General features: G+C 66.3%; 26 protein-coding genes and 1 tRNA gene. 20 read left to right on the top strand and 7 right to left on the bottom strand.

The annotated features are described in order from the left end of the window. Window positions 1-60 precede the first annotated feature (60 nt). From ABT375_RS17605 to ABT375_RS17555, 11 genes are all read left to right on the top strand, one after another. The gene (locus tag ABT375_RS17605; protein ID WP_416464933.1) at window positions 61-1,206 is read left to right on the top strand and encodes an aromatic ring-hydroxylating oxygenase subunit alpha; all 1,146 of its coding nucleotides are present in this window, start codon (window positions 61-63) and stop codon (window positions 1,204-1,206) included. Continuing rightward, on the top strand, window positions 1,203-2,813 hold the full coding sequence (locus ABT375_RS17600; RefSeq protein ID WP_224548460.1) for a phytoene desaturase family protein: 1,611 nt from the start codon (window positions 1,203-1,205) through the stop codon (window positions 2,811-2,813). The genes ABT375_RS17605 and ABT375_RS17600 overlap by 4 nt, the downstream gene beginning before the upstream one ends. Before the next feature lie 53 nt (window positions 2,814-2,866). After that, window positions 2,867-3,862 (top strand): aspartate carbamoyltransferase catalytic subunit, encoded by a 996-nt coding sequence (locus tag ABT375_RS17595; protein WP_224548459.1) that lies wholly within the window; start codon window positions 2,867-2,869, stop codon window positions 3,860-3,862. Between the two features lie 43 nt (window positions 3,863-3,905). Beyond that, window positions 3,906-5,129 carry a dihydroorotase gene (locus tag ABT375_RS17590; RefSeq protein ID WP_416463495.1) on the top strand — a complete coding sequence of 408 codons (1,224 nt, stop codon included), beginning with the start codon at window positions 3,906-3,908 and terminating at the stop codon, window positions 5,127-5,129. Window positions 5,130-5,196: 67 nt separating this feature from the next. After that, window positions 5,197-6,114 (top strand): YihY/virulence factor BrkB family protein, encoded by a 918-nt coding sequence (locus ABT375_RS17585; protein WP_224548457.1) that lies wholly within the window; start codon window positions 5,197-5,199, stop codon window positions 6,112-6,114. A gap of 63 nt (window positions 6,115-6,177) precedes the next feature. After that, window positions 6,178-6,253: transfer RNA gene (locus ABT375_RS17580), tRNA-Trp, on the top strand. 228 nt (window positions 6,254-6,481) lie between these two features. Then, window positions 6,482-6,688 (top strand): preprotein translocase subunit SecE, encoded by a 207-nt coding sequence (secE, locus tag ABT375_RS17575; RefSeq protein ID WP_066603991.1) that lies wholly within the window; start codon window positions 6,482-6,484, stop codon window positions 6,686-6,688. A 103-nt stretch (window positions 6,689-6,791) separates the two neighbouring features. Next, a complete protein-coding gene (nusG, locus tag ABT375_RS17570) occupies window positions 6,792-7,328 on the top strand; it encodes a transcription termination/antitermination protein NusG (RefSeq protein ID WP_066603996.1) in 537 nt (178 codons plus the stop codon). 151 nt (window positions 7,329-7,479) lie between these two features. Further along, window positions 7,480-7,911 carry a 50S ribosomal protein L11 gene (gene rplK / locus ABT375_RS17565; RefSeq protein ID WP_066603999.1) on the top strand — a complete coding sequence of 144 codons (432 nt, stop codon included), beginning with the start codon at window positions 7,480-7,482 and terminating at the stop codon, window positions 7,909-7,911. 4 nt (window positions 7,912-7,915) lie between these two features. Then, window positions 7,916-8,614 (top strand): 50S ribosomal protein L1, encoded by a 699-nt coding sequence (gene rplA / locus ABT375_RS17560; protein WP_416463494.1) that lies wholly within the window; start codon window positions 7,916-7,918, stop codon window positions 8,612-8,614. A 246-nt stretch (window positions 8,615-8,860) separates the two neighbouring features. Beyond that, window positions 8,861-10,636 carry a DEAD/DEAH box helicase gene (locus ABT375_RS17555; protein WP_261935322.1) on the top strand — a complete coding sequence of 592 codons (1,776 nt, stop codon included), beginning with the start codon at window positions 8,861-8,863 and terminating at the stop codon, window positions 10,634-10,636. Window positions 10,637-10,693: 57 nt separating this feature from the next. Here ABT375_RS17555 and ybaL read toward each other — a convergent pair whose 3' ends face one another. The 3 genes from ybaL to ABT375_RS17540 all read right to left on the bottom strand — a co-directional run bounded on the left by ybaL (window position 10,694) and on the right by ABT375_RS17540 (window position 12,978). Beyond that, window positions 10,694-12,334, bottom strand: a complete 1,641-nt coding sequence (gene ybaL / locus ABT375_RS17550) for a YbaL family putative K(+) efflux transporter (RefSeq protein WP_416463493.1) — start codon at window positions 12,332-12,334, stop codon at window positions 10,694-10,696. 67 nt (window positions 12,335-12,401) lie between these two features. Continuing rightward, on the bottom strand, window positions 12,402-12,527 hold the full coding sequence (locus ABT375_RS17545; RefSeq protein WP_263499533.1) for a hypothetical protein: 126 nt from the start codon (window positions 12,525-12,527) through the stop codon (window positions 12,402-12,404). 55 nt (window positions 12,528-12,582) lie between these two features. Continuing rightward, complete coding sequence (locus tag ABT375_RS17540; protein WP_224548452.1) at window positions 12,583-12,978, bottom strand: hypothetical protein; 396 nt, start codon at window positions 12,976-12,978, stop codon at window positions 12,583-12,585. Between the two features lie 191 nt (window positions 12,979-13,169). On the opposite strand from ABT375_RS17540, the gene rplU reads away from it, so the two are divergent. The 3 genes from rplU (at window position 13,170) to ABT375_RS17525 (ending at window position 14,722) form a co-directional block, all read left to right on the top strand. Beyond that, a complete protein-coding gene (rplU, locus tag ABT375_RS17535) occupies window positions 13,170-13,535 on the top strand; it encodes a 50S ribosomal protein L21 (protein ID WP_066604011.1) in 366 nt (121 codons plus the stop codon). Window positions 13,536-13,569: 34 nt separating this feature from the next. Beyond that, entirely contained in the window at window positions 13,570-13,839 is a 270-nt protein-coding gene (gene rpmA, locus ABT375_RS17530) for a 50S ribosomal protein L27 (protein WP_416463492.1), read from the top strand. Window positions 13,840-14,146: 307 nt separating this feature from the next. Then, a complete protein-coding gene (locus ABT375_RS17525) occupies window positions 14,147-14,722 on the top strand; it encodes a GNAT family N-acetyltransferase (protein WP_416463491.1) in 576 nt (191 codons plus the stop codon). 14 nt (window positions 14,723-14,736) lie between these two features. Here the strand turns inward: ABT375_RS17525 and ABT375_RS17520 are convergent, their stop codons facing one another. Together ABT375_RS17520 and ABT375_RS17515 are read right to left on the bottom strand one after the other, a co-directional pair. Then, window positions 14,737-15,270, bottom strand: coding sequence for a GNAT family N-acetyltransferase (locus tag ABT375_RS17520; protein ID WP_416463490.1), 534 nt, complete (start codon window positions 15,268-15,270; stop codon window positions 14,737-14,739). Between the two features lie 31 nt (window positions 15,271-15,301). Next, entirely contained in the window at window positions 15,302-16,153 is an 852-nt protein-coding gene (locus ABT375_RS17515) for a metal-dependent hydrolase (protein WP_416463489.1), read from the bottom strand. A gap of 54 nt (window positions 16,154-16,207) precedes the next feature. On the opposite strand from ABT375_RS17515, the gene ABT375_RS17510 reads away from it, so the two are divergent. The 4 genes from ABT375_RS17510 (at window position 16,208) to ABT375_RS17495 (ending at window position 20,104) form a co-directional block, all read left to right on the top strand. Beyond that, on the top strand, window positions 16,208-16,825 hold the full coding sequence (locus ABT375_RS17510) for a TetR/AcrR family transcriptional regulator (protein WP_224548446.1): 618 nt from the start codon (window positions 16,208-16,210) through the stop codon (window positions 16,823-16,825). 30 nt (window positions 16,826-16,855) lie between these two features. Then, on the top strand, window positions 16,856-17,953 hold the full coding sequence (gene obgE / locus ABT375_RS17505) for a GTPase ObgE (protein WP_416463488.1): 1,098 nt from the start codon (window positions 16,856-16,858) through the stop codon (window positions 17,951-17,953). Window positions 17,954-18,053: 100 nt separating this feature from the next. Beyond that, window positions 18,054-19,181 (top strand): glutamate 5-kinase, encoded by a 1,128-nt coding sequence (gene proB, locus ABT375_RS17500; RefSeq protein ID WP_416463487.1) that lies wholly within the window; start codon window positions 18,054-18,056, stop codon window positions 19,179-19,181. Window positions 19,182-19,207: 26 nt separating this feature from the next. Continuing rightward, window positions 19,208-20,104, top strand: coding sequence for an NAD-dependent epimerase/dehydratase family protein (locus ABT375_RS17495; RefSeq protein ID WP_416463485.1), 897 nt, complete (start codon window positions 19,208-19,210; stop codon window positions 20,102-20,104). A gap of 11 nt (window positions 20,105-20,115) precedes the next feature. On the opposite strand, the gene ABT375_RS17490 is transcribed toward ABT375_RS17495, so the two are convergent. Next, on the bottom strand, window positions 20,116-20,634 hold the full coding sequence (locus ABT375_RS17490) for a CvpA family protein (protein ID WP_416463484.1): 519 nt from the start codon (window positions 20,632-20,634) through the stop codon (window positions 20,116-20,118). Window positions 20,635-20,645: 11 nt separating this feature from the next. Then, window positions 20,646-22,013 (bottom strand): DNA repair protein RadA, encoded by a 1,368-nt coding sequence (gene radA / locus ABT375_RS17485; protein WP_416464932.1) that lies wholly within the window; start codon window positions 22,011-22,013, stop codon window positions 20,646-20,648. An 89-nt stretch (window positions 22,014-22,102) separates the two neighbouring features. On the opposite strand from radA, the gene ABT375_RS17480 reads away from it, so the two are divergent. Together ABT375_RS17480 and ABT375_RS17475 are read left to right on the top strand one after the other, a co-directional pair. Then, entirely contained in the window at window positions 22,103-22,801 is a 699-nt protein-coding gene (locus tag ABT375_RS17480) for an endonuclease/exonuclease/phosphatase family protein (protein ID WP_416464931.1), read from the top strand. Window positions 22,802-22,867: 66 nt separating this feature from the next. After that, window positions 22,868-25,201 (top strand): patatin-like protein, encoded by a 2,334-nt coding sequence (locus ABT375_RS17475; RefSeq protein ID WP_261936782.1) that lies wholly within the window; start codon window positions 22,868-22,870, stop codon window positions 25,199-25,201. Window positions 25,202-25,219: the final 18 nt, after the last annotated feature.

The following is a 25,219-nucleotide window of genomic DNA, read 5'->3' as shown; positions in this document are numbered from 1 at the left end:
TCGTAAAATTATGAATTGACGCTAGGGAATCCTTACAAGGTGGCGGGGCAGATCGACAGGATGGTGGACCCGGACGCCGGGTGGAGCCTGCCCGCATGGACCTATAGCGATCCTGAATTTTTCGCGGTCGAGGTGGAGCGCATCTTTCGCCCGGCCTGGCAGATCGTCTGCCACCAGAGCGACATTCCCACCCCCGGCGATTTCCACACGCTCGATATGATCGGCGAGAGCGTGATCGTGATCCGCGGCGACGATGGGGCGGTGCGCGCCTTTACCAATGTCTGCCGCCATCGCGGCGCGCGGATCGTGGATGGCGCCAGCGGCTGCGCGAAGAAGCTGGTCTGCCCCTATCATGGCTGGACCTATGAGACGGACGGGCGGCTGACCGGCGTACCGATGAAGGCCAGCTATGGCGCGGCTTTCGCGATGGCGGATCATGGCCTGATGCCGGTCGAGGTGGAAAGCTGGCAGGGTTTCCTGTTCGTGCGGCTGGCCAATGATGGCGGGCCGTCGGTGGCGCAGATGATGGCGCCCTATATGAACGAGGTAGCCGCCTATCGCTTCGAGGACATGCGGGCGCTGGGGCGGGTGACGCTGCGGCCACGGCCGGTGAACTGGAAGAATATCGGCGACAATTATTCGGACGGGCTGCATATCGCGGTCGCGCATCCGGGCCTCAAGCGGCTGATGGGCGATGGCTATGGCGTGGAGGCATCGCGCCACGCCGACAAGATGTGGGGACCGATATTGGACCGGCCGTCGGCCAACCTGTCCGAGCGGGCCTATCAGCACTTCCTGCCGGACGTGCCACATCTGCCGCCGGAACGGCAGCGGCTGTGGACCTATTATAAGCTGTGGCCCAATTTCGCGTTCGACATCTATCCCGACCAAGTGGATTTCATGGCCTGGCTGCCGGTGTCGCCGATGCAGACGCTGATCCGCGAGATTAGTTACGCCCTGCCCGATGCGCGGCGGGAGATGAAGGCGGCGCGCTACCTCAACTGGCGGATCAACCGGCAGGTCAATGCCGAGGATACCGATTTGGTCGCGCGGGTGCAGGCGGGGATGGCGTCGGCCAGCTTCACCGTCGGGCCATTGAGCGAGCGGGAAGTGGCGCTGCGGCATTTTTGCGGGCGGGTGCGCGATGTGATCCCGCAAGCGCGACTGCATCGCGCGCCGGGGATGGGGTGGAGTAATAAAGCATGACCAAATCCTACGACGCCGTCATTATCGGGGGCGGGCATAATGGGCTGGTCTGCGCCTTCTATCTGGCGCGGGCGGGCTATAAGGTTCGCATCCTGGAACGGCGCGACGTCGTAGGCGGGGCGGCGGTGACGGAGGAGTTCCATCCGGGCTTCCGCAATTCGACCGCCAGCTATACCGTCAGCCTGCTCAATCCCAAGGTCATCCGCGACATGCAACTGGCCGATCATGGCTATCGCGTGATCGAGCGGCCGATCAGCAATTTCCTGCCGCAGCCCGATGGCGGCTATCTGAAACTGGGCGGCGGGCTGGAAAAGACGCAGGCGGAATTCGCCAAGTTCAGCGCGCAGGATGCCGAGGCGCTGCCCGCTTATTATGCGGCGCTGGAGGTGGTGGCGGACGTGCTGCGCGACCTGGTGCTGAAAAGCCCCCCCAATGTCGGCGACGGGCTGACCATGATCGTCGAGGCGCTGAAGCAAGGACGGCGCGTCGCGGGACTGGGGCTGGAGCAGCAGCGCGACGTGCTGGACCTGTTCACCAAGTCGGCGCGTAGCTTCCTCGACGGCTGGTTCGAGAGCGACGCGGTAAAGGCGGCGTTCGGCTTCGACGCGGTGGTCGGCAATTACGCCAGCCCCGATACGCCGGGCAGCGCCTATGTGCTGTTGCACCATGTGTTCGGCGAGGTGAACGGCAAGAAGGGCGCATGGGGCCACAGCGTCGGCGGCATGGGCGCGATCACGCAGATCATGGCTAAAGTCGTGACCGCCATGGGGGTGGAGATCAGCCTGGAGGCCCCGGTCGAGACGGTGCTGGTGGATGGCGGGCGCGCGGTCGGCGTACGGCTGGAGAGCGGCGAGGAAGTGATGGGCGGCGCGGTGATCGCCAATGTCGGGCCGAAGCTGCTCTATGAGCGGATGATGGACCCAAGCGACCTGCCGGCCGATTTCACCAAACGGGTCAAGGCGTTCAAGGCGGGATCGGGGACGTTCCGCATGAATGTGGCGCTGAGCGCCCTGCCCGACTTCACCTGCCTTCCGGGCGTGGGGGAGCATCACCAGTCGGGGATCATCATCGCGCCGACGCTGGACTATATGGACCGCGCCTTCATGGACGCAAAGCGGGACGGCTGGTCGAAGGCGCCGATCGTGGAGATGCTGATCCCGTCGACCATCGACGATACGCTCGCACCCGCAGGTTGCCATGTGGCGAGCCTGTTCTGCCAGCAATTCGCGCCGGAGCTTCCCGTTGGGCGGAGCTGGGACGAGGAGCGCGAGACGGCGGCGGACGATATCATCGCGACGGTGGAGGCGCAGGCGCCGGGCTTCGCCAGGAGCGTGATCGCGCGGCAGATTCATTCGCCGCTCGACCTGGAGCGCAAGTTCGGGCTGGTCGGCGGCGACATCATGCATGGCAATCTGACCTTGGACCAGATGTGGGCGGCGCGCCCGGTATTGGGCCATGGCGCCTATCGCGGGCCGGTGAAGGGCCTCTATATGTGCGGCGCGGGGACGCATCCGGGCGGCGGCGTGACCGGCGCGCCCGGGCATAATGCCGCGCGCGAGGTGATGAAGGACAAGGCGATCTTCGGGAAATGGCGCGGGCGGGGATAAGCGCGCCATCGACGCCTTGCCCTCCCCCGCCGCCTTCCCTAAAGCACCGGTTCATGCCCGACATCTTCATACCCGACGCGACACCCGAGCTGACAGGCCGGGCGTTGTTTCCGCACAAGCATCTTCTGTCCATCGCGGACCTGAAGCCTTGGGAAATCCGCTTCCTGCTGGATGAGGCGGAACATTGGGCGCAGGCGAACAAGGGCCGGGCGCGCAAGCATGACGGGCGATTGGCGGGGATGACGCAGATCAACGCCTTTTTCGAGAACAGCACGCGGACGTTGCTGTCGTTCGAGATTGCGGGGAAGCGGCTGGGCGCGGATGTCGTCAACATGCATGCGGGCCAGTCGAGCGTGAAGAAGGGCGAAACGCTGATCGACACCGCCATGACGCTGAACGCGATGGCGGCCGATGTCATCGTGATCCGCCATGCCAGTTCGGGCGCGGTGCGGCTGATCGCGGACAAGGTGGACTGCCCGGTGCTGAACGCGGGCGATGGCTGGCACCAGCATCCCACACAGGCGCTGCTCGATGCGCTGACGATCCGGCGACGCAAGGGCGGGTTCGAGGGGCTGGTGGTCGCGATCTGCGGCGATGTGCTGCACAGCCGGGTGGCGCGATCGAACATGCTGTGCCTGGCCGCGCTAGGCGCGCAGGTGCGTGCGGTGGCGCCGCCGACTTTGCTGCCGCCCGAGGTGGAGATGCTGGGGGCGACGCCCTTCACCCGGATGGATGAGGGGCTGGAGGGGGCCGACGTGGTGATGATGCTGCGACTCCAGAATGAGCGGATGGACGGAGCGTTCATCCCCTCCCCGCGCGAATATCATGCGCTCTACGGGCTGACGCCGGAACGGCTGGCGCTGGCCAAGCCGGACGCTCTGGTGATGCATCCGGGGCCGATGAACCGGGGCGTGGAGATCAGCAGTTCGGTCGCCGATCATCCCGAGCGCTCCGCCATCACCGAGCAGGTGGCGATGGGCGTGGCGGTGCGCATGGCCTGCCTGGACGTGCTGACGCGCGGGGCGCGGGGAACGGAGGGGTGGGTATGAGCCTTCCATCCTTTGACGGCATTTGGTTTGAGGAAATGACAGCGTGAGCAGGATCGCCATTATCAACGGCAGACTGGCCGATCCTGCCGGCGATGCGCTGACGCCCGGCATCGTGCTGATCGCGGGCGACCGGATCGTCGCGGCGGGCGATGTCGCGGTGCCGGACGACGCGCAGCGGATCGATGCGCAGGGGCTGGTGGTCGCGCCCGGCCTGATCGATCTGGGCGTCTTTGCGACCGACAAGCCGGCCTTCCATTTCGGCGGGATCACGCGCGCGGCGCTGATGCCCGACCAGCGCGCCCCACTGGACGAGGTCGGCCTGATCCGGGAAGCGACCCGCGCGGGCAAGCCCGATTTCTGGGTCCATCCGATCGCCGCGGCGACGCGCGGGCTGCTTGGCCAGGAAATGGCCGAAATGGGCCTGATGCAGATGGCGGGCGCCAAGGCGGTCGGCACCGGACGGCAATGGATCGCCGATTCGGGCGTGATGCTGCGCGTGCTGTCCTATGCCAGCGGCCTGGGCCTGACCGTCATCGCCCATGCCGAAGATGGCGGGTTGACCGCCAAGGCGGTGGCAACCAGCGGCGAGACGGCGACCCGCCTCGGCCTCCCCCACGCCCCGGCCTGCGCCGAGGCACTGGCGATCGCGCGCGACATCATGCTGGCGCGCGAAACCGGCGCGGCGATCCATTTCCGGCTGGTGACGACCAAGGCGGGATTCGACCTGATCCGCGCGGCCAAGACGGAAGGGCTGAGGGTCACATGCGGCATCAGCCCGGCCTATCTGTTCCTGAACGACCAGGCGGCGACCGACTTCCGCACCTTTGCACGGCTGTCGCCACCGCTGCGCGACGAGCGCGACCGGCAGGCCTGCCTCGCGGCGGTCGCCGACGGGACGATCGACGTCATCACCTCCAGCCACGATCCGCGCGGGCCGGAGGACAAGCGCCTGCCGTTCGCCGATGCGTCGCCGGGCATGGCGGGGGCGGAGACGCTGCTGGCGCTATCGCTCAACCTGGTCCGCGACGGGCAGGTGACGATCAACCGGCTGATGACGCTGCTGTCGGCCAATCCGGCGAAGATTTTGGGCGTCGATGCGGGCGGTTTTGCGGCCGGGAGCGCGGCGGACCTGATCTTCGTCGATCCCGACGCGCCCTGGATCGTCGATTCGGCGAAGATGGCGGCCGCGGCGGGGAACACACCGTTCGACCGGCTGCCGGTGCAGGGGCGGGCGCGGCGGATCATGAAGGGCGGCGTGTTTCTGTAGACAGCAGGGTGGAGGGAACCGCCCGCCGCCTCGCGCGCTTGCCTTGCATGACCGGCAGGGGATGTGGATGACGCAGAAAGTCGCGCAGCAGGTGCATGTCGATGCGCCATGGAAGATACCGCCGCGAGCGTGGTGGGAAATTCTCAAACGGGTGCATGGCGCGCTGTCGGGCAATCATGTCGGACTGCTGGCCGCGGGCGTCGCCTATTATGCCTTCCTGTCAATCGCGCCGCTGCTGGCCGCGGTCGTGCTGACCTATGGCCTGTTCGGCGATCCGGCGATGGTGCAGCGGCATATGCAAGCGATCATCTCCGTCGTGCCCGCCGATGCCGCGTCACTGATCAACGACCAGTTGCTGGGCGTGGTCAGCACGCGCAAGCCCGCGATCGGATTCGGCCTGCTGCTGGCGCTGGCGATCGCCGTCTATGGCGCGACGCGGGCGGCGTCCGCGATCATGGAGGCGCTCAATATCGTCTATGGGCAGAAGGAAGGGCGCAACATCTTCCGCTTCTATCGCACGTCGATGGGGATCACCTTTTCCGCGGTGCTGGTCGTGGTCGTGGGCGTGTTCACCGCAACGATCATCGGCCTGTTGCAGGATTTCCTGACCAATTGGGGACCGGGCGTGCTGTTCGCGATCAAGGCGACGACATGGGTGTGCGCGGGACTGCTCGCCAGCATCATCTTCGGCCTGATCTATCGCTTCGGCCCCAACCGGCGCCATGCGCAATGGCAGTGGCTGACCGTGGGATCGGTGTCGGCGACGCTGTTCTGGCTGGTCGCGACGCTGGGCGTGTCCTTCTACGTGTCCACCTTCGGCAATTACAACAAGACCTACGGATCGCTGGGCGCGGTGGTGGTGCTGCAACTCTGGCTGTTCGTATCGGCCTATATCGTGTTGCTGGGCGCGCAGATCAACGCGGAAGCCGAGCGCCAGACCAGCGCCGACACCAGCGTCGCGCCGCAAGACGCAAAAGCGGCATAATCGCGCTTGCCCTCCCTGTCATGCCACGCTAAAGCGCCCTCCTTCGCTGGCTAGGGCCAGTGCAGGAGTGTAGCTCAGTTGGTAGAGCGTCGGTCTCCAAAACCGAATGCCGTGGGTTCGAGTCCCTCCACTCCTGCCAAGCGAACTGGCCGCGACCCTTGAAAATTCGGGGGTTCGCGGCTAAGTGCGCCGAAGCGATTTCGAGGTGGCCGGAAACGGGCACCGTCAAGAAATCGCGGCCGCACAGGCCGGTGAATTTGGTCGCGGAGCATGTGGCCGCACCCCCGGACGCCAGACAGGGCGGGATCGGGAGGGCGGACTGTTGCTTCGCGAATTGGTGTTGGTTCGAGACGTGCAGAGGCAGGCGATGGCGAAGGTTTCCCCCGGCGAATTCGTCAATCAGGTGCAGACCGAGGCGAAGAAGATCGTATGGCCTACCGGCCGCGAAACCATGATGACCGGCGTGATGGTCGTCATCATGACGACGCTGCTGGGCCTGTTCTTCTTCGGCATCGACACCTTCTTCGGCGCGATCGTCCAGTGGTTGCTGGGCGTCGCCGCAGGCCGGGCCTGAGCTTTGTCGGCGCGATTTCCGAGTAAATCGCCCGAGTTTTTGTTGGCGCGATTTTCAAGTAAATCGCTAGAGCCGGGCCTGATTGGGATTTTGAAAGGGTAACATGGCGCGCTGGTACATCATCCACGCCTATTCGGGCTTCGAAAACAAGGTCAAGGAATCGATCCTGTCCGAAGCCGAGCGCATGGGCCTCTCCCAGCTGGTCGAACAGGTGGAAGTGCCTGTCGAGACGGTGACCGAGGTCAAGCGCGGCAAGAAGGTCCAGGTCGAGCGCAAGTTCATGCCCGGCTACGTCCTCGCCAAGCTGGCGATGAACGACGACATCTATCATCTGGTCAAGAACACGCCCAAGGTGACGGGCTTCCTGGGTTCGATGGGCAAGCCACAGGCGATCAGCGAAACCGAAGCCGCCCGCTATTTCGGCGCCCGCAAGGAAGCCGAAGCCGCACCCAAGCACAAGGTCAGCGTCGATTACGAGATCGGCGACAGCGTCAAGGTGCTCGACGGTCCCTTCGCCAGCTTCAACGGCGTGGTCGAGGAACTGGATTTCGAGAAGAACCGGGTCAAGGTGTCGGTGTCGATCTTCGGTCGCGCCACCCCGGTCGAACTGGATTTCGAGCAGGTCGAACTGTCGAAGTAAGAATTTGGTGGCCTTGCTCCGGCAGGGACGCGAACAGAAATTTCCGGGCGACCGGAAATGTTGTGCGGGAGGAGGCTTCGGCCCCCGGTTGAACCGCTAAACTTGAACCGGGCGCGCCTTTCAGGTGCGTCCAGCAACAGAGTGAGTGACAATGGCCAAGAAGATTACGGGCTATATCAAGCTCCAGGTGCCCGCTGGAGCCGCCAACCCCTCGCCGCCGATCGGTCCGGCGCTGGGTCAGCGCGGTGTGAACATCATGGAATTCTGCAAGGCGTTCAACGCCTCGACGGACAAGATGGAAAAGGGCACTCCGCTGCCGACCATCATCACCGTCTATGCGGACCGCAGCTTCACCTTCACGACGAAGCAGCCGCCGGCCACCTACCTGATCAAGAAGGCGATCAACCTGAAGTCGGGTTCCAAGGAACCGGGCAAGATCGTCGCCGGCAAGATCACGCGCGCCCAGCTCGCTGAAATCGCGCAGGCCAAGATGGTCGACCTCAACGCGAACGACATCGACGCTGCAACGAAGATCATCGAAGGCTCCGCTCGCGCGATGGGCCTCGACGTGGTGGAGGGCTAAGACCATGGCAAAGCTGACCAAGAAGGCGAAGGCTCTGGCCACCGCAGTTGACCGTGAAAAGCTGCACGGCGTCGATGAAGCGCTGGGCCTGATCAAGACCCACGCGATAGCCAAGTTCGACGAATTGGTCGAAATCGCGATCAACCTGGGCGTCGACCCGCGTCACGCCGACCAGATGGTCCGTGGCGTCGTCACCCTGCCCGCCGGCACCGGCAAGGACGTCCGCGTCGCCGTGTTCGCCCGCAACGACAAGGCCCAGCAGGCGCTCGACGCCGGTGCCGACATCGTGGGCGCCGAAGACCTGCTGGAATCGATCCAGGCCGGCAACATCGATTTCCAGCGCGTTATCGCGACGCCGGACATGATGGGCCTGGTCGGTCGCCTGGGTAAGGTGCTTGGCCCCAAGGGTCTGATGCCGAACCCCAAGCTGGGCACCGTGACGCCGAACGTCGCCGAAGCCGTGAAGGCCGCCAAGGGTGGTCAGATCGAATTCCGCGTCGAAAAGGCCGGCATCATCCACGCCGGCCTTGGCAAGTCGAGCTTCTCGGCCGAAGATCTTCGCAAGAATTTCGACGCTTTCGTCGATGCGATCGTCAAGGCGAAGCCGTCGGGTTCGAAGGGCAAATATGTCCGCAAGATCGCCCTGTCGTCTTCGATGGGCCCGGGCGTCAAGGTCGATGTGGCGGAAGTCGCCTCGGTCTGATTTTTGCGCTATATAGTTAAGGCAAGCCTCCTTCCTCGGGAACGCGGGAAGGAGGCTTTCTTATTTGGGGGATGGGCGAAATGCTCGTCCCCTTGGCCGTTCCACGGAATGGCGGTTGGGCTACCAACCTGAACGGGTGCGAAATGACCTGACGCACCGGCTGATCGCGCACAGGCGACAGCGAGAAAGGTTATGTTGATTCCGTCGGAAGAAGGCGGGTCGCTTTATCCGATGGAAAACAATAATATGACATTCGACACTCTCCACCCCCTCCTCGCCCAGGCGCTGACCACCAAGGGCTATGAAGCGCTGACCCCGGTCCAGGCCGAAGTCACGCAGGAGGAAGCGCATGGCCGCGACCTGATCGTGTCGGCGCAGACCGGTTCGGGCAAGACCGTCGCCTTTGGCCTGGCCATGGCGAGCGAGCTGCTCGGAGACGCCGATCGCCTGCCCCCGCCCGCCTGGCCGCTGGCGCTGGTGATCGCGCCGACGCGCGAACTGGCGTTGCAGGTCAGCCGCGAGCTGGAATGGCTCTATGCCGGCGCCCGCGCCCGCATCGCCACATGCGTCGGCGGCATGGACGCCGCCAAGGAACGACGCGCCCTGGCGCAGGGCGCGCATATCGTGGTCGGTACGCCGGGCCGCCTGCGGGACCATCTGGAGCGCGGCGCGCTCGACCTGTCGGCGCTCAAGACCGCCGTCTTGGACGAAGCCGACGAGATGCTCGACATGGGTTTCCGCGAGGATCTGGAAGGCATTCTCGACGCCACGCCCGATGGCCGCCGCACCCTGCTGTTTTCGGCGACCATGCCCAAGCCGATCGTGCAGCTCGCGCGGCGCTACCAGAAGGATGCGTTCCAGATCACGTCGGCCGCCGGTGAGCGCGGCCATGGCGACATCAGCTATCAGGCGATGACCGTCGCCCCCGCCGACATCGAAAATGCCGTGGTGAACCTGCTGCGCTATCATGAGGCGGAGACGGCGATCCTGTTTTGCGCCACGCGCGACAATGTGCGTCACCTGCACGCCAGCCTGACCGAGCGTGGCTTCGCCGCCGTGGCGCTGTCGGGCGAACATAGCCAGAATGAGCGCAACCATGCGTTGCAGGCGCTGCGCGACAAGCGGGCGCGGGTGTGCGTGGCGACCGACGTCGCGGCGCGCGGCATCGACCTGCCCTCGCTGACGCTGGTCGTCCATGTCGAACTGCCGCGCGACGCCGAAACGATGCAGCACCGGTCGGGCCGCACCGGGCGCGCGGGCAAGAAGGGCACCGCCGTGCTGATCGTGCCCTATCCCCGCCGCCGCCGCGTCGAATCGATGCTGCGCGGGGCCAAGATCCCGGTCGAATGGACGACGGCGCCCAGCAAGGAAGCGATCGCCCAGCAGGATGCCGAGCGACTGCGCGCGCAGTTGCTGGCGCCGGTGGAACTGGAAGAGTCCGACTGGGCGCTGGGCGCCGAGCTGCTGGAAGCCAAGAGCGCCAAGGAAATCGCCGCGATGCTGGTGAAGAGCGCGCGTGCCGCCATGCCCGCGCCCGAAGAGCTGCTGGACGCCAGCGAAGCGCCGGCGCGCCGCGACGGGCCGCGTCCGGGCTTCGAGGACACCCAGTGGTTCCGCATGGACATCGGCCGGCGGCAGAATGCCGATCCGCGCTGGATCCTGCCGCTGATCTGCCGTCGCGGCCATGTGTCGCGCGGCGATATCGGCGCGATCCGCATCACCACCAACGAGACAATGTTCGAAATCCCCAAGGCGATCGCGGCCAAGTTCATCGCCGCGGTCAAGCGGTCTGGCGAAGCGGGTGACGAAGGTGCGGATGTCGCCTTCGAGCCCGTCGATGGCGCCCCGCGCGAGGAAGCGCGGGAGAATCGCCGCCAGTTGCGGCCGTCCAACGACGCACGGCCCAACCGCAGCGGTCCGCCGCGTGGCGGTCCGGGTGGCGGGCGTCCGCACAGCCCGCGCCCGTTCAAGGGCGCCGGCGCCGGTGGCCCGCGCAAGGGGCCGCCCCGCCCGCGCGGTTGATGGACAGGCCAAGATAGGAAAAGCCCCGTTCGGTACGAAACCGGACGGGGCTTTTCCTTATCCCGCGCCGCAGAGCGTCAACATGCGCCCGGCCAGTTCGCGTTCGCCCATCACGATATGGGGCACGCCCAGCGATTCGAGATATTCGACCTCCGCGTCAGAATGGGCGCGGGCGATGACCTGCAGCCGGTCGTTCAGATGCCGGGCATGTTCGTGGATCGCCCCGCCCTCAAAGCCTTCGGGGACGGCGATCAGCAGGTGCCGCGCCTCTCCTATGCCGGCAGCGATCAGATATTTGTCCTCCAGCGCGTTGCCGCGCACGACCGGCAGGCCGGCTTCCTTCGCCTCCGCCACTTTTTCGGCGTCATCCTCGATGATGGTGAAGTCGATCCGGCGCTGGGTGAGCCGTTCGGCGATCAGCTTGCCCACGCGGCCATAGCCGACGAGGATGACATGGCCCATGCGGGGCGCGGCGGCCGCAGCGGCGCGCGCGTCCTCCTCATCCTGCTCCTCCTGCTTGCGCGCGCGCACCACCAGCGAGAAGAGGATCGGGTTGAGGAAGATCGATACGATCGCCCCGGCCAGGATCAGGTCGCGCGCGTCGGCCGGGAGGACGCCGAGGCCGGTGCCGAGCGAGGCGAGAATGAAGGAAAATTCGCCGATCTGCGCCAGGCTGACCGCGATGGTGAGCGCGGTGTCGTTGGGATAGCGGAACAGGCGGACGATGGCATAGGCGGCGATCGATTTGCCCACGACGATGATCGCAACGGTGGCCAGCAGCGGCAGCGGCTGTTCCCACAGGACGGCGGGATTGAACAACATGCCCACCGACACGAAGAACAGCACGGCGAAGGCGTCGCGCAGGGGGAGCGTTTCCTCCGTCGCGCGGCGGCTCAGGGGCGTTTCGCCCAGGATCATGCCGGCGAAGAAGGCGCCCAGCGCGAACGACACGTCGAACGCATAGGCAGCACCGAACGCGACGCCCAGCGCGATCGCGAGGACGGCGAGGCGGAACAGTTCGCGCGATCCGGTGTGGACGACCCAGTGCAGCGCCCAGGGGATGACCCGGCGGCCCACCACCAGCATCAGCGCGACGAAGCCCGCGACCTTGAGCAGGGTGCCGACCAGCGGCGCGATCAACGCTCCCGCGCCCCCACCCGCGTCGGCGCTGTTGATGACGTTGGCGAGCGCGGGCAGCAGGACGAGCGCCAGCACCATCACCAGATCCTCCACGATCAGCCAGCCGACCGCGACGCGGCCCCGCCGGGTTTCGACCAGATCGGCCCCCTGGAGGGCGCGCAGCAGCACCACGGTGCTGGCGACCGAAAGCGCGAGGCCGAACACGATCCCGCCCATCAGCGGCCATCCCATGAGGTGGGAAAGCCCCATGCCGAGCAGGGTCGCGACCGCGATCTGCACCAGCGCGCCGGGGACCGCGATATATTTGACCGACAGAAGATCCTTGAGCGAGAAATGCAGGCCGACGCCGAACATCAACAGGATGACGCCGATTTCGGCCAGTTCGTTGGCCAGGCCCGCATCGGCGACGAAGCCGGGAGTGAAGGGGCCGACCATGATGCCGGCGACGAGGTAGCCGACCAGCGGCGAGAGTTTGAGGCGATGGGCAATGGCGCCCATGATGAAGGCGACGACGAGACCGGCGACGATAGTGCCGATCAGGGGCGTGTGATGGGGCATGGGTGGCTTTCGATATGCGGCTGCCGACGGCGCGCTATGGGCCGCGCCGTCGTACAGTCTAACATGATTATTCTACGACGGTCATCATCACCGCGGACAGACCTGCGGCGGCGACGGCCAGACCGGACATGACGGCGGGCATGAACCACCAGGGCGGGCGGCGACGGGTGCGCCGGGCTTTCCTGCGAGCCATGGGATGCTCCTTCTTCCGACGAATGCCCGCAAGGTGCGGGCGGAGACGCGAATCGTCAGGAAGCGGCAGGCGGCGCGCGGGCGCGACGGGTGCGCGACGGGGTAAAGGGCCGGGGGTTCTGGACGAGACGGACCGTCGGCGCGATCGGCAGGGCATGACGGCCGGCCAGTAGGATGATGGCGAGGGCGATGGCCAGAATCAGCGGCGGCGCGCCGTCGCCATCGGGGCGCGGTGCTGCGACGACCTGCCCGCTGGCCTGGGTGCGCGCCTTCAATACGACGTCGGCAGTGGCGGGATTGAAGGCGGAGCCGGTGGCCCGGCTGAGCGGCGGCCCCAACGGCGCCAGGGCGGACAGCAATGTGACCAGAATCAGCGTCCATAAGGCGATCAGGACGGGCAGGCGCAGGGTTGCGCCCTTTCCGTTCCATTCCTGCCCGATGGCGTGCCGCATATATAGTCGCTATCCCTTGTTCGCCGCCAAGATAGGCATGGTGACGCGGGAAAACCACCCCCGTCCTGCGCCGCCATCGGTTGACAGGCGCGAGTCATTCCACTAACGGGCCACATTCCCGCGCGGGTCGGCTAAGGCGTCATGTCTTTGGTGAGCTGCGTAAAGCAGATTTGAACGAGAAGAGACAAGCCATGTTCGCTATCGTGCGCACAGGCGGCAAGCAGTATCGCGTCGCCGCCGGAGACAAGATCGTCGTTGAAAAGATGGCTGGCGAAGCCGGCGACCAGGTGACGCTGGGCGATGTCCTGCTGGCCGGCGAAGGCGGCGACCTGAAGGACGTAGCCAAGCTGACCGTTGCGGCGGAAATCATCGCGCAGGCGAAGGGCGAGAAGGTCATCGTCTTCAAGAAGCGTCGCCGTCACAATTATCGCCGCAAGAACGGCCACCGCCAGAATCACACGATCCTGCGGATCCTGTCGATCGGCGGCGAAAGCAAGAAGGCCGACAAGGCCGCTGCCAAGACCCAAGACGCAGCGCCGGCTGCTGCCGAAGCCTGATCGCTTCCGGCCAGATATTCCAGGAGTTTAGACAATGGCACATAAAAAAGCTGGCGGTTCGTCGCGCAACGGTCGCGATTTTGAGTCGAAGCGCCTTGGCGTGAAGAAGTTCGGCGGTCAGGAAGTGATCGGCGGCAACATCATCATTCGCCAGCGCGGCACGCGCGTCTATCCGGGCCGCAATGTCGGCATCGGCAAGGACCACACGCTGTTCGCGCTTAACGAAGGCCGCGTGGTATTCCACACCGGCAAGCTCGGCCGCAAATATGTGTCGGTCGACGCACTGGCCCAGGCGGCCGAATAACGGACGATCGATGACGGATCGTCCCCCGCAAAAGGGGCGATCCTCCCGGTCGGAGCCTGCATGGGCATCCACCGGTTTCGAGGGAAACAAGGGGCGCTCCTTCCATGGGAGCGCCCCTTTTTCCGTTGCCCGTTCCTTGCCGGAACGGTGCTGACAGACAAGGGTGCATTTCTCTTCCGATTTCCCTCCAAGCCTCTGGAACTCCACGTCTTCTCGCGCGTCTTGCGGGCGGGGATTCATCCAGAACCGCGCGTCGCGAAGTCGTCATGATTGGCGGCTAAGGGCGCAGACAAGAGGAGAGACGAGAATGTTTGCCCGTACCCCCCGCCTGCTCCTGCGTCCGGGCTGGATGGAAGATGCCGCCACGCTGGCCCAGACGATCAACGACCCGGCGATCCTGCGCAACCTGTCGCGCGCGCCCAGCCCCTATGGCCCGGACGATGCAGAGGCGTTTCTGGCGCTGCCGCAGCATCCGCAACTGCCCCGCCTGCTGGCCTTCACCCGCACCCAGGGCGCGCCGCGCCTGGTCGGCGGCTGCGGCGTCCATATGGACGAGGATGGCGCACCCGAACTCGGCTATTGGATCGCCCGTCCCTATTGGGGCCTGGGCTTCGCGACCGAGGCCGCGCGCGCCGTGCTGGGCATGGCGCGGGCCAATGGCGTACGCGACATTCGCGCCGGTCATTTCGCCGACAATCGCGCGTCGGGCAACGTCCTGCGCAAGCTGGGCTTCCGCTTCAGCGGACGGACCGCGCAACGCTACAGCCTGGGCCGCGACGCTCTGGTCGATTGTCTGTTGTTCGAGGAAGGCGATGCCGGACGGCAGAGCAACGACCCGGCGATAGACCTGTATCGCGATGCGGTCGTGCCGATGGCGGCCTGATTGGGCGCCTTCCTTTACAGGGGAGGCGCTTTCGGTCGATCGAACACCCGCGTCGGCTTCCCGCCCAGTTCGGTGTCGGTCAGCATCTGGAAACCCAGTTTCTCGGCGACCTTGATCGAGGCCATATTGCCCGGATCGATGATGCAGCGGAGCGATGGCGCTTCGAGATGGGCGTCGCTCCAATTCAATATCGCCTGCATCGCTTCGGTGGCGATCCCCCTGCCCCAGGCTTGCGGACCGAGCACCCAGCCGGCTTCCGGCACGCCCTCCAGTTCGGCAAGACCCCGCTGCGCGCTGAGCAGTCCGGCTTCGCCCAGGAAAGCGCCGCTGTCGCGCGCCTCGATCACCCACATGCCGTAACCGAGCAAAGGCCACATGCCGGCATAGCGCAGGATACGAAACCAGACGGCCTGGCTGTCGAGCGGGACGCCGCCGATATGGCGCACGACGTCCGGATCGGCCCAGAGGGTCCGGCAGGCGCCATAGTCGTCCACCCGATGGGGGCGCAGGACCAGACGGGCGGTTTCGAGTGTGGGGGCATCGGTCATGCGCCGATAAGAGCCCCCTGCCCGCGTCCGGTCAAGCGGTCGAAGGCCATGCGCCGTCAGGCCGCGCATGGGCGTAGGGGCTGTCGGCGAGAGCAATGAGCGCGCGGTCGTCGATCGCCCACGGATGGAAGCCGGGCAGGAAATAGCCCAGCCACGGCCGCACGACCCGGCGCACGATACCGGGCCGCACCAGCGCATAGCGCAGCAGCCCGCGCCAGGCGCGCCGCCCGGTAATGCCGTCCTGCCGCAACAGGTCCATCATCCCGCGAGCGCGATGGTGGAGGAAATGCCTGGTCACGACCAGCATCATCGCCGTCTTGACCCACCAGCGTTTGAAGCGGCTCCAGTCCCGCGTGGCATGGACCCAGGTGTCGTGCGCAACGCCCTTATGCTCGATCTCCTCGATCGCGTGCCAGCGCCACAGCGCCGCGCTCTCCGGGTCGGCGCCGTCGAGATGGCGCGGATCGCGGAGCAGCTCATGTGCGAGGATGGCGGTGAAATGCTCCAGCGCCATGGTCGCGGCCAGGCTGGCGATCGGCGGGCGCTGTTTGGCCAAGTCCAGCACCATCGTCACGTCGGCGTCGAGGCGCGACACGTCATAGCCATGGTCGGTCACCTGCCGGTTGAAGGCGATATGTTCGCGGCTGTGGACGACTTCCTGTTTGGTGAAGGCGGCGATCTCGCCTGCCAGCCTGTCGGGCACGCCGTCGCGGAAAGCGCGGACGCTCTCGATGAAAAAGGCTTCGCCGCGCGGGAAGGTGATCGACAGCGCATTGAAGAAAGCCGTGGCGATCGGGTCGCCGTTCAGCCAATGTCGCGCCGTTGCACGGTTCCGCCCGAAACGGCGGTCGCGCGGCGTGATGGTGAGGTCGGTCGGGGTCATGGGAATGTCTCTGGTCGTTACTTACATTGATGTAAATAAGAGTTGCTTACAATCATGTCAATAAAACGCGCGCGCCTCAGCCCGGATGAAAGCCGCCTCGTCGCCGTGGAGGCGGCCCGCGACCTGCTGATCGAGGCAGGGCCGCAGGCGGTGACGTTGAAGGCCGTGGCGGGGCGGGTCGGGCGGACGCACGCCAATCTGCTGCACCATTTCGGATCGGCGGCGGGATTGCAGAAGGCGCTGGCGGCGCATCTGGCCGATACCATCACCGCCAAGATCGGCGAAGCGGTGGATGCCGCGCGACGCGGCGAGGTCAGTCCACGCACGATCGTCGACATGACGTTCGACGCGTTCGACCGGGAGGGCGCGGGCGCGCTGGCGAGCTGGATGCTGGCGTCGGGCAATGAGGATGCGCTGGACCCGGTGGTGGAGGCGATCCACCGGCTGGTCGACAAGCTGGCGGCGAGCGCGCTGACCCCGCATCTGGCCGAACTGATCCGCGACAATACGCTGATGCTGGTGCTGCTGGCGCTGGGCGATTCGCAATTGGGTGGCGCGATGGCTGCCGCGCTTGCCCTGCCGCGCGAAAAAGCGCGCGAAATCGCCACGCGCAGCCTGACTTTCGCGCTGATGCAGGAGGCTGCGGCGATGGCGGCGCAGGCCAAGGTTTAACTTTTCCCCTTTTGCGGTTATGGGCCGCCCATGCATTTTCTCGATCAAGCCAAAATCTATATCAAATCCGGCTGGGGCGGCCCCGGCGCGGTCAGTTTTCGCCGCGAAAAATATGAGGAATATGGCGGTCCCGACGGCGGCAATGGCGGCAAGGGCGGCGACATCATCTTCGAAGCGGTGCAGGGTCTCAACACCCTGATCGACTTCCGCTACACGCAGCATTTCAAGGCGCAGCGCGGCACGCCCGGCATGGGCAAGAACCGCTATGGCGCGGGCGGCAAGGATCTGATCATCAAGGTGCCGGTCGGCACGCAGATCCTGTCCGACCCCAAGCCGATCGAAGGCAGCGAGGACGAGGACGGCAATTGCGACTATGAGGACCAGGACGTCCTGGCCGACTTCACTGAGGTCGGGCAGCGCGTCACCTTCCTGCGTGGCGGCGACGGCGGCCGGGGCAACATGTCCTACAAGACCAGCACCAATCGCGCGCCGCGCCAGCATGGCACGGGCTGGCCTGGCCAGGAAATGTGGGTGTGGCTGCGGCTGAAGCTGCTGGCCGATGTCGGGCTGGTGGGGATGCCGAATGCGGGCAAGTCTACGCTCATCAATCAGGTGACCAACACCAAGGCGAAGGTCGGCGCCTATGCCTTCACCACCACCAAGCCGCAACTGGGCGTGGTGTTGCATCGCGACCGCGAGTTCGTGCTGGCGGACATTCCCGGCCTGATCGCGGGCGCGGCGGAAGGGGTCGGCATCGGCGATCGCTTCCTGGGGCATATCGAGCGTTGCCGCGTCCTGCTGCACCTGATCGACGCGACGACCGACGATCCGATCGAGGCCTTTCATATCGTCACCGAGGAATTGGCCGCTTATGGCGAGGGGCTGGACGAGAAGCCGCAGATCGTCGTGCTCAACAAGGGCGACCTGCTGGGGCAGGAGCTGATGGAGGATATTGCCGACCAGCTGCGTGAAGAGGCGGGGGTCGAGGACGTGTTCATCATCTCCGGCGCGACCGGCGAGGGCGTGGGCGCGCTGCTCGACGCGGTGCTGCTGGTAATGGACGAGGATGCGCGCGAGGCGTCCGAAGATAGCGGGGAAGAAAGCGACGGGACATGGTCGCCGATCTGACGGCGCTATAGCCCTACCTCCGTTTGGTTCGAGCTTGTCGAGAACCATGCGCGAGGGTTCTCGACAAGCTCGAACCGAACGGATGTTGTTTTAGACCGCCATGAACGCCCTCTCCGGTTTCCCCCCTGCCCTCGTCCGCCGCCTAGTCGTCAAGATCGGCTCCGCGCTGCTGGTCGATCCGGCGGGCGCGGTGCGGGTGGACTGGTTGCGCACGCTGGTCGCCGATGTCGCGGTGCGTCGCGCGGCGGGGCAGCAGGTCATCATCGTGTCGTCGGGCGCGATCGCGCTGGGCGCGCGGCGGCTGAAGCTGCCCAAGGGCGGGCGCGGGTCACTGGAGGATGCGCAGGCGGCGGCGGCGACGGGGCAGATCGCCCTCTCGCAATGCTGGGCCAGCCTGCTCGACGAAAAGGGCATCACCGCCGCACAGATGCTGGTGACGCTGGACGACCTGGAAAATCGCCGCCGTTACCTCAACGCCTCGGCCACGCTGGAGCGGCTGATGGCGCTCAATGTCGTGCCGGTGGTCAATGAGAATGACAGCGTGGCGACAGCCGAAATCCGCTTCGGCGACAATGACCGGCTGGCGGCGCGCATCGGACAGGCGGCACGGGCTGACGCGGTTGTGCTGCTTTCCGATGTAGACGGGCTTTACACCGCCAACCCGCACGCCGATGCCAGCGCCATGCTGATAGAGACGATAGAGACGATCGACGCGCGGATCGCGGCTATGGCCGATGATGGGTCGGCGTCGGGCATGGGATCGGGCGGCATGGTGTCGAAAATCCAGGCCGCGCGGATCGCGACCGGCGCGGGCGCGCATCTGGCGATCATTTCGGGCAAGGTGGACGCGCCGTTGTCCCACTGGGCCGGTGGCGGCAAGGGATCGATCTTCCTCGCCGCGCAAGGAAAAGGCGCGCGCAAGGGGTGGCTGGCCGGACGGCTGACCACGCGCGGGCGGATCATCGTCGATGCAGGCGCGGAAAAGGCGCTGACTAAAGGCAACAGCCTGCTGCCCGCCGGGGTCGCGCGCGTCGAGGGCGTGTTCGATCGCGGCGACGTGGTCGATATCGTGACCCAGGACGGCCGGGTCGTCGCCCGTGGCCTCATCGAATATGACAGCCAGGCGGCGGCAAAGATCGCAGGCAGGCGCAGCGAGGATATCGCTGCGCTGCTGGGCGAAATGCCGCGGTCCGTACTGGTCCATCGCGACCATATGGCGATGGTCTGAGCGACATGCAGCAGATGCGGATTGCCATGACCGGCGCGACGGGCTTCGTCGGCGCCGAAACGCTGGAGCAGGCGTTGGCGGATGGATTGCGCATCAATGCGCTGACTCGCCGGGCGCAGCCGCCGCGCGCGAAGCTGAAATGGGTGCATGGGTCGCTGGACGATGCCGCCGCGCTCGATGCGCTGGTGCGCGACGCCGATGCGGTGATCCATATCGCAGGCGTGGTGAACGCGCCCGACCGCGAGGGTTTTGAGGCGGGCAATGCGCGCGGCACGATGGCGGTGGTCGATGCGATGCGGAAACGCGGGATCAAGAGGCTGATCCATGTGTCATCGCTGGCGGCGCGCGAGCCGGGCCTGTCCGACTATGGATGGTCCAAGGAACTGGCCGAGAAGCATGTGAAGGCGAGCGGGCTGGATTGGACGATCGTCCGCCCGCCAGCGATTTACGGGCCGGGCGACAAGGAAATGCTGGAGCTTTTCCGCATGGCCAAGCGCGGCATCATGCTGCTGCCGCCGGGCGGGCGCTTGTCGGTGATCCATGTGCGCGATCTGGCGGCGCTGTTGCTGGCGTTGACGCAGGAGCGCGAGAACAGCCTGACGCGCACTTATGAGGTGGATGACGGCACGCCGGGCGGCTGGGATCATCAGGATTTCGGGGCCGCGATCGGCCAGGCTGTAGGGCGGACGGTGCGAACCTTCGCCACGCCGGGATGGCTGCTGAACATCGCGGCGCGGACCGACCGGATGGTGCGCGGTAAAAAGGCCAAGCTGACGCCGGATCGGGTCGATTATTTCTGCCATCCCGACTGGGTCGTCGCCAAGCGCAAGCAGCCGCCCAAGCGGCTATGGTTGCCGCAAGTGAAGACGCAGGACGGGTTGACGGCGACGGTGGCGGCCTATCGGGAGAAGGGGTGGCTGTAACCGAACGGAGGTTACTGGTTTTCCATCGCAGGCTTCTTCGCCCGCTGTTCCGCCAGAAATTCGCTGATCGCCTGGCCGCTGGCGTTGAGCAGCGGGTAGGTGCGGGCGTCCGACAGCCAGTCGGGGCGGGGCGCGCCGCTGCCGTAGAATGTGTCATAGACCAGGCTGAAGGCGAGAAAGAGCAGGGTCGCGCCGATCAGCCCTTTGACCGCGCCGAAGCCGCCGCCCAGCACCCGGTCGACCGGTCCCAGCACCGATTGGCGGGTTCGGCGGCCGATGGCGTGGGCGATCATCTTGCCCGCCCCGAAAGTGACGCCGAACACCAGCACCAGCGCCAGGATCGCCGCCCCGCTGGGGGCGCCAACAAAGGGCGTCAGCACTTCGGCGACGGAGGCGTGGAACAGGCGGATGCAGAAGATCGCCAGCACCCAGGCGATGAGCGAGAGGGTTTCCAGCACGAAACCGCGCATGAGGCCCAGCACGGCGCAACCCCCGATGGCGAGCAGGACGGATATGTCGATGGCGTTCATTGCCAGCGTGGCTATCCGCGTCCCAGCATCTGGTCAACAAGCTGCGCGAGGGTACGGAAACCACTGACCGCGATTCCCTTCACCCCGTCGGCCGCGGCGGCGGGGAGGAAAGCGCGGTTGAAGCCGAGCTTGGCCGCTTCGCGCAGCCGCAGCGGGGCATGGGCGACAGGGCGGATTTCGCTCGATAGCGCAATCTCGCCGAACAGGATAACGTCCGACGGCAACGGCTTTTCCGACAGGGCCGACACCAGAGCGGCGGCGACGGCCAAGTCCGCGGCGGGATCGGACAGGCGATAGCCGCCCGCGACGTTCAGATAGACTTCGCAGGTCGAGAAGCTGAGGCCACAGCGCGCCTCCAGCACGGCCAGCACCATGGCGAGCCGCCCGCTGTCCCAGCCGACCACCGCGCGCCGGGGGGTCGCGCCGCTCGAAAGGCGCACGACCAGCGCCTGGATTTCGACCAGCACCGGCCGCGTGCCTTCCAGTGCGGGGAAGACGGTCGCGCCCGTCACCGTCTCGTCGCGCTGGGTCAGGAACAGGGCGGACGGATTGGCGACCTCCTCCAGTCCTTCGGCGACCATGGCGAAGACGCCGATCTCGTCGGTGCCGCCGAAGCGATTCTTGATCGCGCGCAGAATGCGATATTGGTGGCTGCGCTCGCCCTCGAACGCCAGCACGGTATCGACCATATGTTCCAGCACGCGCGGGCCGGCGATGCTGCCGTCCTTGGTCACATGGCCGACCAGGATCAGGGCGGTGCCGCGTTGCTTGGCGAATTTGATCAGTTCCTGCGACGAGGCGCGGACCTGGCTGACGGTGCCCGGCGCGCCCTCGATCAGGTCGCTATGCATGGTCTGGATCGAATCGATCACCAGCAGGGCGGGCGGCGCCCCTTCGCTCAGGGTCGTCAATATGTCGCGCACCGAGGTCGCGCTGGCGAGCATGACCGGCGCATTGCCCAGGCCCAGCCGTTGCGCGCGCAAGCGGACCTGGTCGGTCGCTTCCTCGCCGCTAATATAGGCGACGGACAGGCCGCGCGCGGCGACCCGCGCCGCCGCCTGCAACAGCAGGGTCGATTTGCCGATGCCCGGATCGCCGCCGATCAGCGTCGCGGAGCCCGCAACGATGCCGCCGCCCAGCGCCCGGTCGAACTCGGCGATGCCGGTGCTGGTGCGCGGGGGCAGTTCGACCTTGCTGTCGAGGCCGATCAGCGTGATCGCCCGGCCGCCATTTTGCAGGTCGTGGCGCGAGGAGAAAACCGTTTCGGCCGCTTCCTCGACGATGCTGTTCCACTCGCCGCAATCCTCGCACTGGCCCTGCCAGCGGGCCGCGACGGTGCCGCATTGCTGACAGACGAATTTGCGCTTTGCCTTGGCCATGGTCACGATATGGCGGGCAAGTGCGAACAATGCAAGAACATCCATCGCGCCGCTGGAAACATCCGGCGCGCTGGCGCATTGTTACGGCCATGGAAAATATTCGCGTCGCGAGCTATAATATCCGCAAAGCCATCGGCACCGACCGGCGGCGGATGCCCGAACGGGTGCTGGAGGTGCTGGCGGAAGTGGACGCCGATATTATCGCTTTGCAGGAGGCCGACCGGCGTTTCGGCGTGCGGTCGGCGGCGATCCCGCCACGGCTGATGGACAGCCAGAGCGACTATAAAGCGGTGCCGCTGGACGTACAGGCCGATTCGATGGGATGGCACGGCAATGCGCTGCTAGTGCGCAAGAACGCCGAACTGGGCGCACATGACGTGCTGCACCTGCCCTATCTGGAGCCGCGCGGCGCGACCATGGCGGAGGTGACGACGGGCGGCGCGAGCCTGCGCGTGTTCGGGATGCATCTCGACCTGTCGGGCCTGTGGCGACGCAAGCAGGCCGCCGCGGTGATCCATGCCGCGGCGCAGGGCGCGGCGATGCCGACGATCTTGATGGGCGATCTCAACGAATGGAGCGCCGGGCGAGGCTGCCTGGCCGACTTTGCGCGCCATTACAGCTTTGCGCCCTGCGGCCGGAGCTTCCATGCGCGGCGGCCGGTGGCGCGGCTCGACCGGATCATGCACTGCGGCAAGCTGACGCTCAAGGATTGTGGCGTCCATGAAAGCGCCGCGGCAAGGAAGGCGTCGGACCATCTGCCGATCTGGGCCGAGTTTGCGGTTGGGTAGCCGCTGCCTCCGTTGTTTTGACTTGTCAGCCTCGACAAGTCCGCCGCGCTCTGCGACGCTGGCCCCATGAAGGAGCGGGAATTGCGCCTGGCGCTGGTCTGCTACGGCGGCATCAGCCTGGCGATCTACATGCATGGCATCACCAAGGAGGTGTGGCATCTGGCGCGCGCCAGCCGCGCCTTTCATGAGGGCGCGCCGGGCGGCGGCGGCAGCGAGACGGTCTATGCCCAGGTGCTGGCAGCGATGGAGGCGGCCAGCGGCGTGCGACTGCGCGTCATGCCGGACATCATCGCGGGCGCCAGCGCGGGCGGGATCAACGGCATCTTCCTGGCGCAGGCGATCGAGACGGGCCAGTCGCTGGAGCCCCTGACACGCATGTGGCTGGACAATGCCGACGTCGACCGGCTGCTGGATCCCGATGCGCGCCCGGCCCGCGCCATGACCAAATTCTGGGCGACGCCTTTGGTCTGGATGGCGGCGCGGCGGCCGGGCGACGCGGTGGAGCGCACCGTGGCCCCGGACACGCGCGAGGAAGTGCGGATGAAACTCTCCCGCTTCATCCGGTCGCGCTGGTTCGAGCCACCCTTTGGCGGGGAGATATTCTCCACCATGCTGATCGACGCCTTCGACGCGATGGCGGCGACCGGCAATGGTCCGCCGCTGCTACCCGACGGACATCCGCTGGACCTGTTCGTCACCGTCACCGATTTCGAGGGGCATCCGCAAAGCCTGAACCTAAACAGCCCGCCGCAGGTGATCGAGACCGAGCATCGGCTGTCGATCGGCTTCAAGGCGCGCGGACGCGGGGAGCGACCGTTCGCCGATCCGGCCGAACTGGTGTTCGCGGCGCGCGCGACCGCCAGCTTCCCCGGCGCCTTCCCGCCCTTCACCGTGCGCGAACTGGACCGGGTGTTGAAGCGCCGCCATCGCGCCTGGCCGACTCGCGACGCCTTTCTGGGCCGCGCCCTGCCCCGCCATGCCGCACGCGGGACGGCCGAGGATGCGGTGCTGATCGACGGATCGGTGCTGGCCAATGCGCCCTTCGCCCAGGCGATCGGCGCGCTGCGCAACCGGCCCTCGCGCCGTGAAGTCGACCGACGCTTCGTCTATATCGATCCCAAGCCGGGGCACCGCTCCATCCGCCTGAACAAGGAAGGCGAGCAGCAGGAGGCGCCGACCGGGGCGGACACGCCCCTGCCCGGCTTCTTCCGCACCATTTTCGGCGCGCTGTCGGACATTCCGCGCGAACAGCCGATCCGCGACAATCTGGAGGCGATCGACCGGCACAGCACGCGCATCCGGCGGATGCGGCGGATATTGGACGCGCTGCGTCCCGGCATCGAGACGGAGGTGGAGAGCGCGATCGGCAAGATGCTGTTCCTGGACCGGCCGACGCCCGCACGCCTGTCCGCCTGGCGCGCAAAGGCGCAGCAGCGGGCGGCGAGCGCGGCGGGCTTTGCCTATCCGGCCTATGGGCACCTGAAATTGTCGGGCATCGTCGAATCGCTCTGCGCGCTGCTGTTCCGCCTGAGCGGCGAAGACAGCGCCATGATGCGCGAAAGCTATCGCCAGGCGATCTGGGCCGATATCCGCAAGGATGGCGCCGACCAGTTGAGCGCGGAGAGCGGTTCGGCCTCCGCCCCGGTCGCCTTCTTCCGCGCCCACGACCTGGCCTTTCGCATCCGCCGCCTGCGCTATCTGGCGCGGCGGTTGGCCGACACGCTGGAACTGGACGCGCAGGCCGACGATCCTGCGGTGCAGGGGATGCACGACGCCATCTATGGCGCGCTGACGCTCTATGCCGAATGCGAGGATAGCGACTTCCATGGCGCCGACGTCGCCGCGGCGGCCAAGGCGGTGTCGACCGATGCCGCCGCCGCGCTGGCGGCGGTGGCACAGGCGCGGGGGTTGAAGGCGCGGGACGAGGCGGCCGACCAGATGCTGGCGGACGCCTTCGCGGCGCTGCCCAAGACGGGGCGCCGGACGATGCTGCTCGCCTATCTGGGCTTTCCCTTCACCGATATCGCCACCCTACCGTTGCTCCAGGGTGACACTCTGGATGAATATGATCCGGTGAAAGTCGACCGGATTTCGCCGGAAGATTGTGGCGCGATACGCGGCGGTGGCGCGGCCGCCACACTCAAGGGCATTGAATTCAACAACTTCGGCGCGTTCTTTAGCAGGGTCTATCGCGAGAATGACTATCTGTGGGGCCGATTGCACGGCGCCGAGCGGCTTCTGGACATCGTGATTTCGGCAATGCCCGCAGCAAGCCGTCTTTCGCCCGACGCTCTGGCCGACTATAGGCGGGCCGCGTTTCTGGCGATCCTGGACGAAGAAGAGTCGCGGCTGCCCCATGTAGCCGATTTGATCGCCAGCTTGCGGGAGGAGATCGGGTGAGCGGGCGTTTGGGTCTGG

The organism is Sphingomonas sp. VDB2 (assembly GCF_047946695.1).
In the GTDB taxonomy this organism is placed as follows: domain Bacteria; phylum Pseudomonadota; class Alphaproteobacteria; order Sphingomonadales; family Sphingomonadaceae; genus Sphingobium; species Sphingobium bisphenolicum.
Note: the sequence above shows the minus strand (reverse complement) of the source record. Positions and strands in the feature narration are given on the sequence as shown.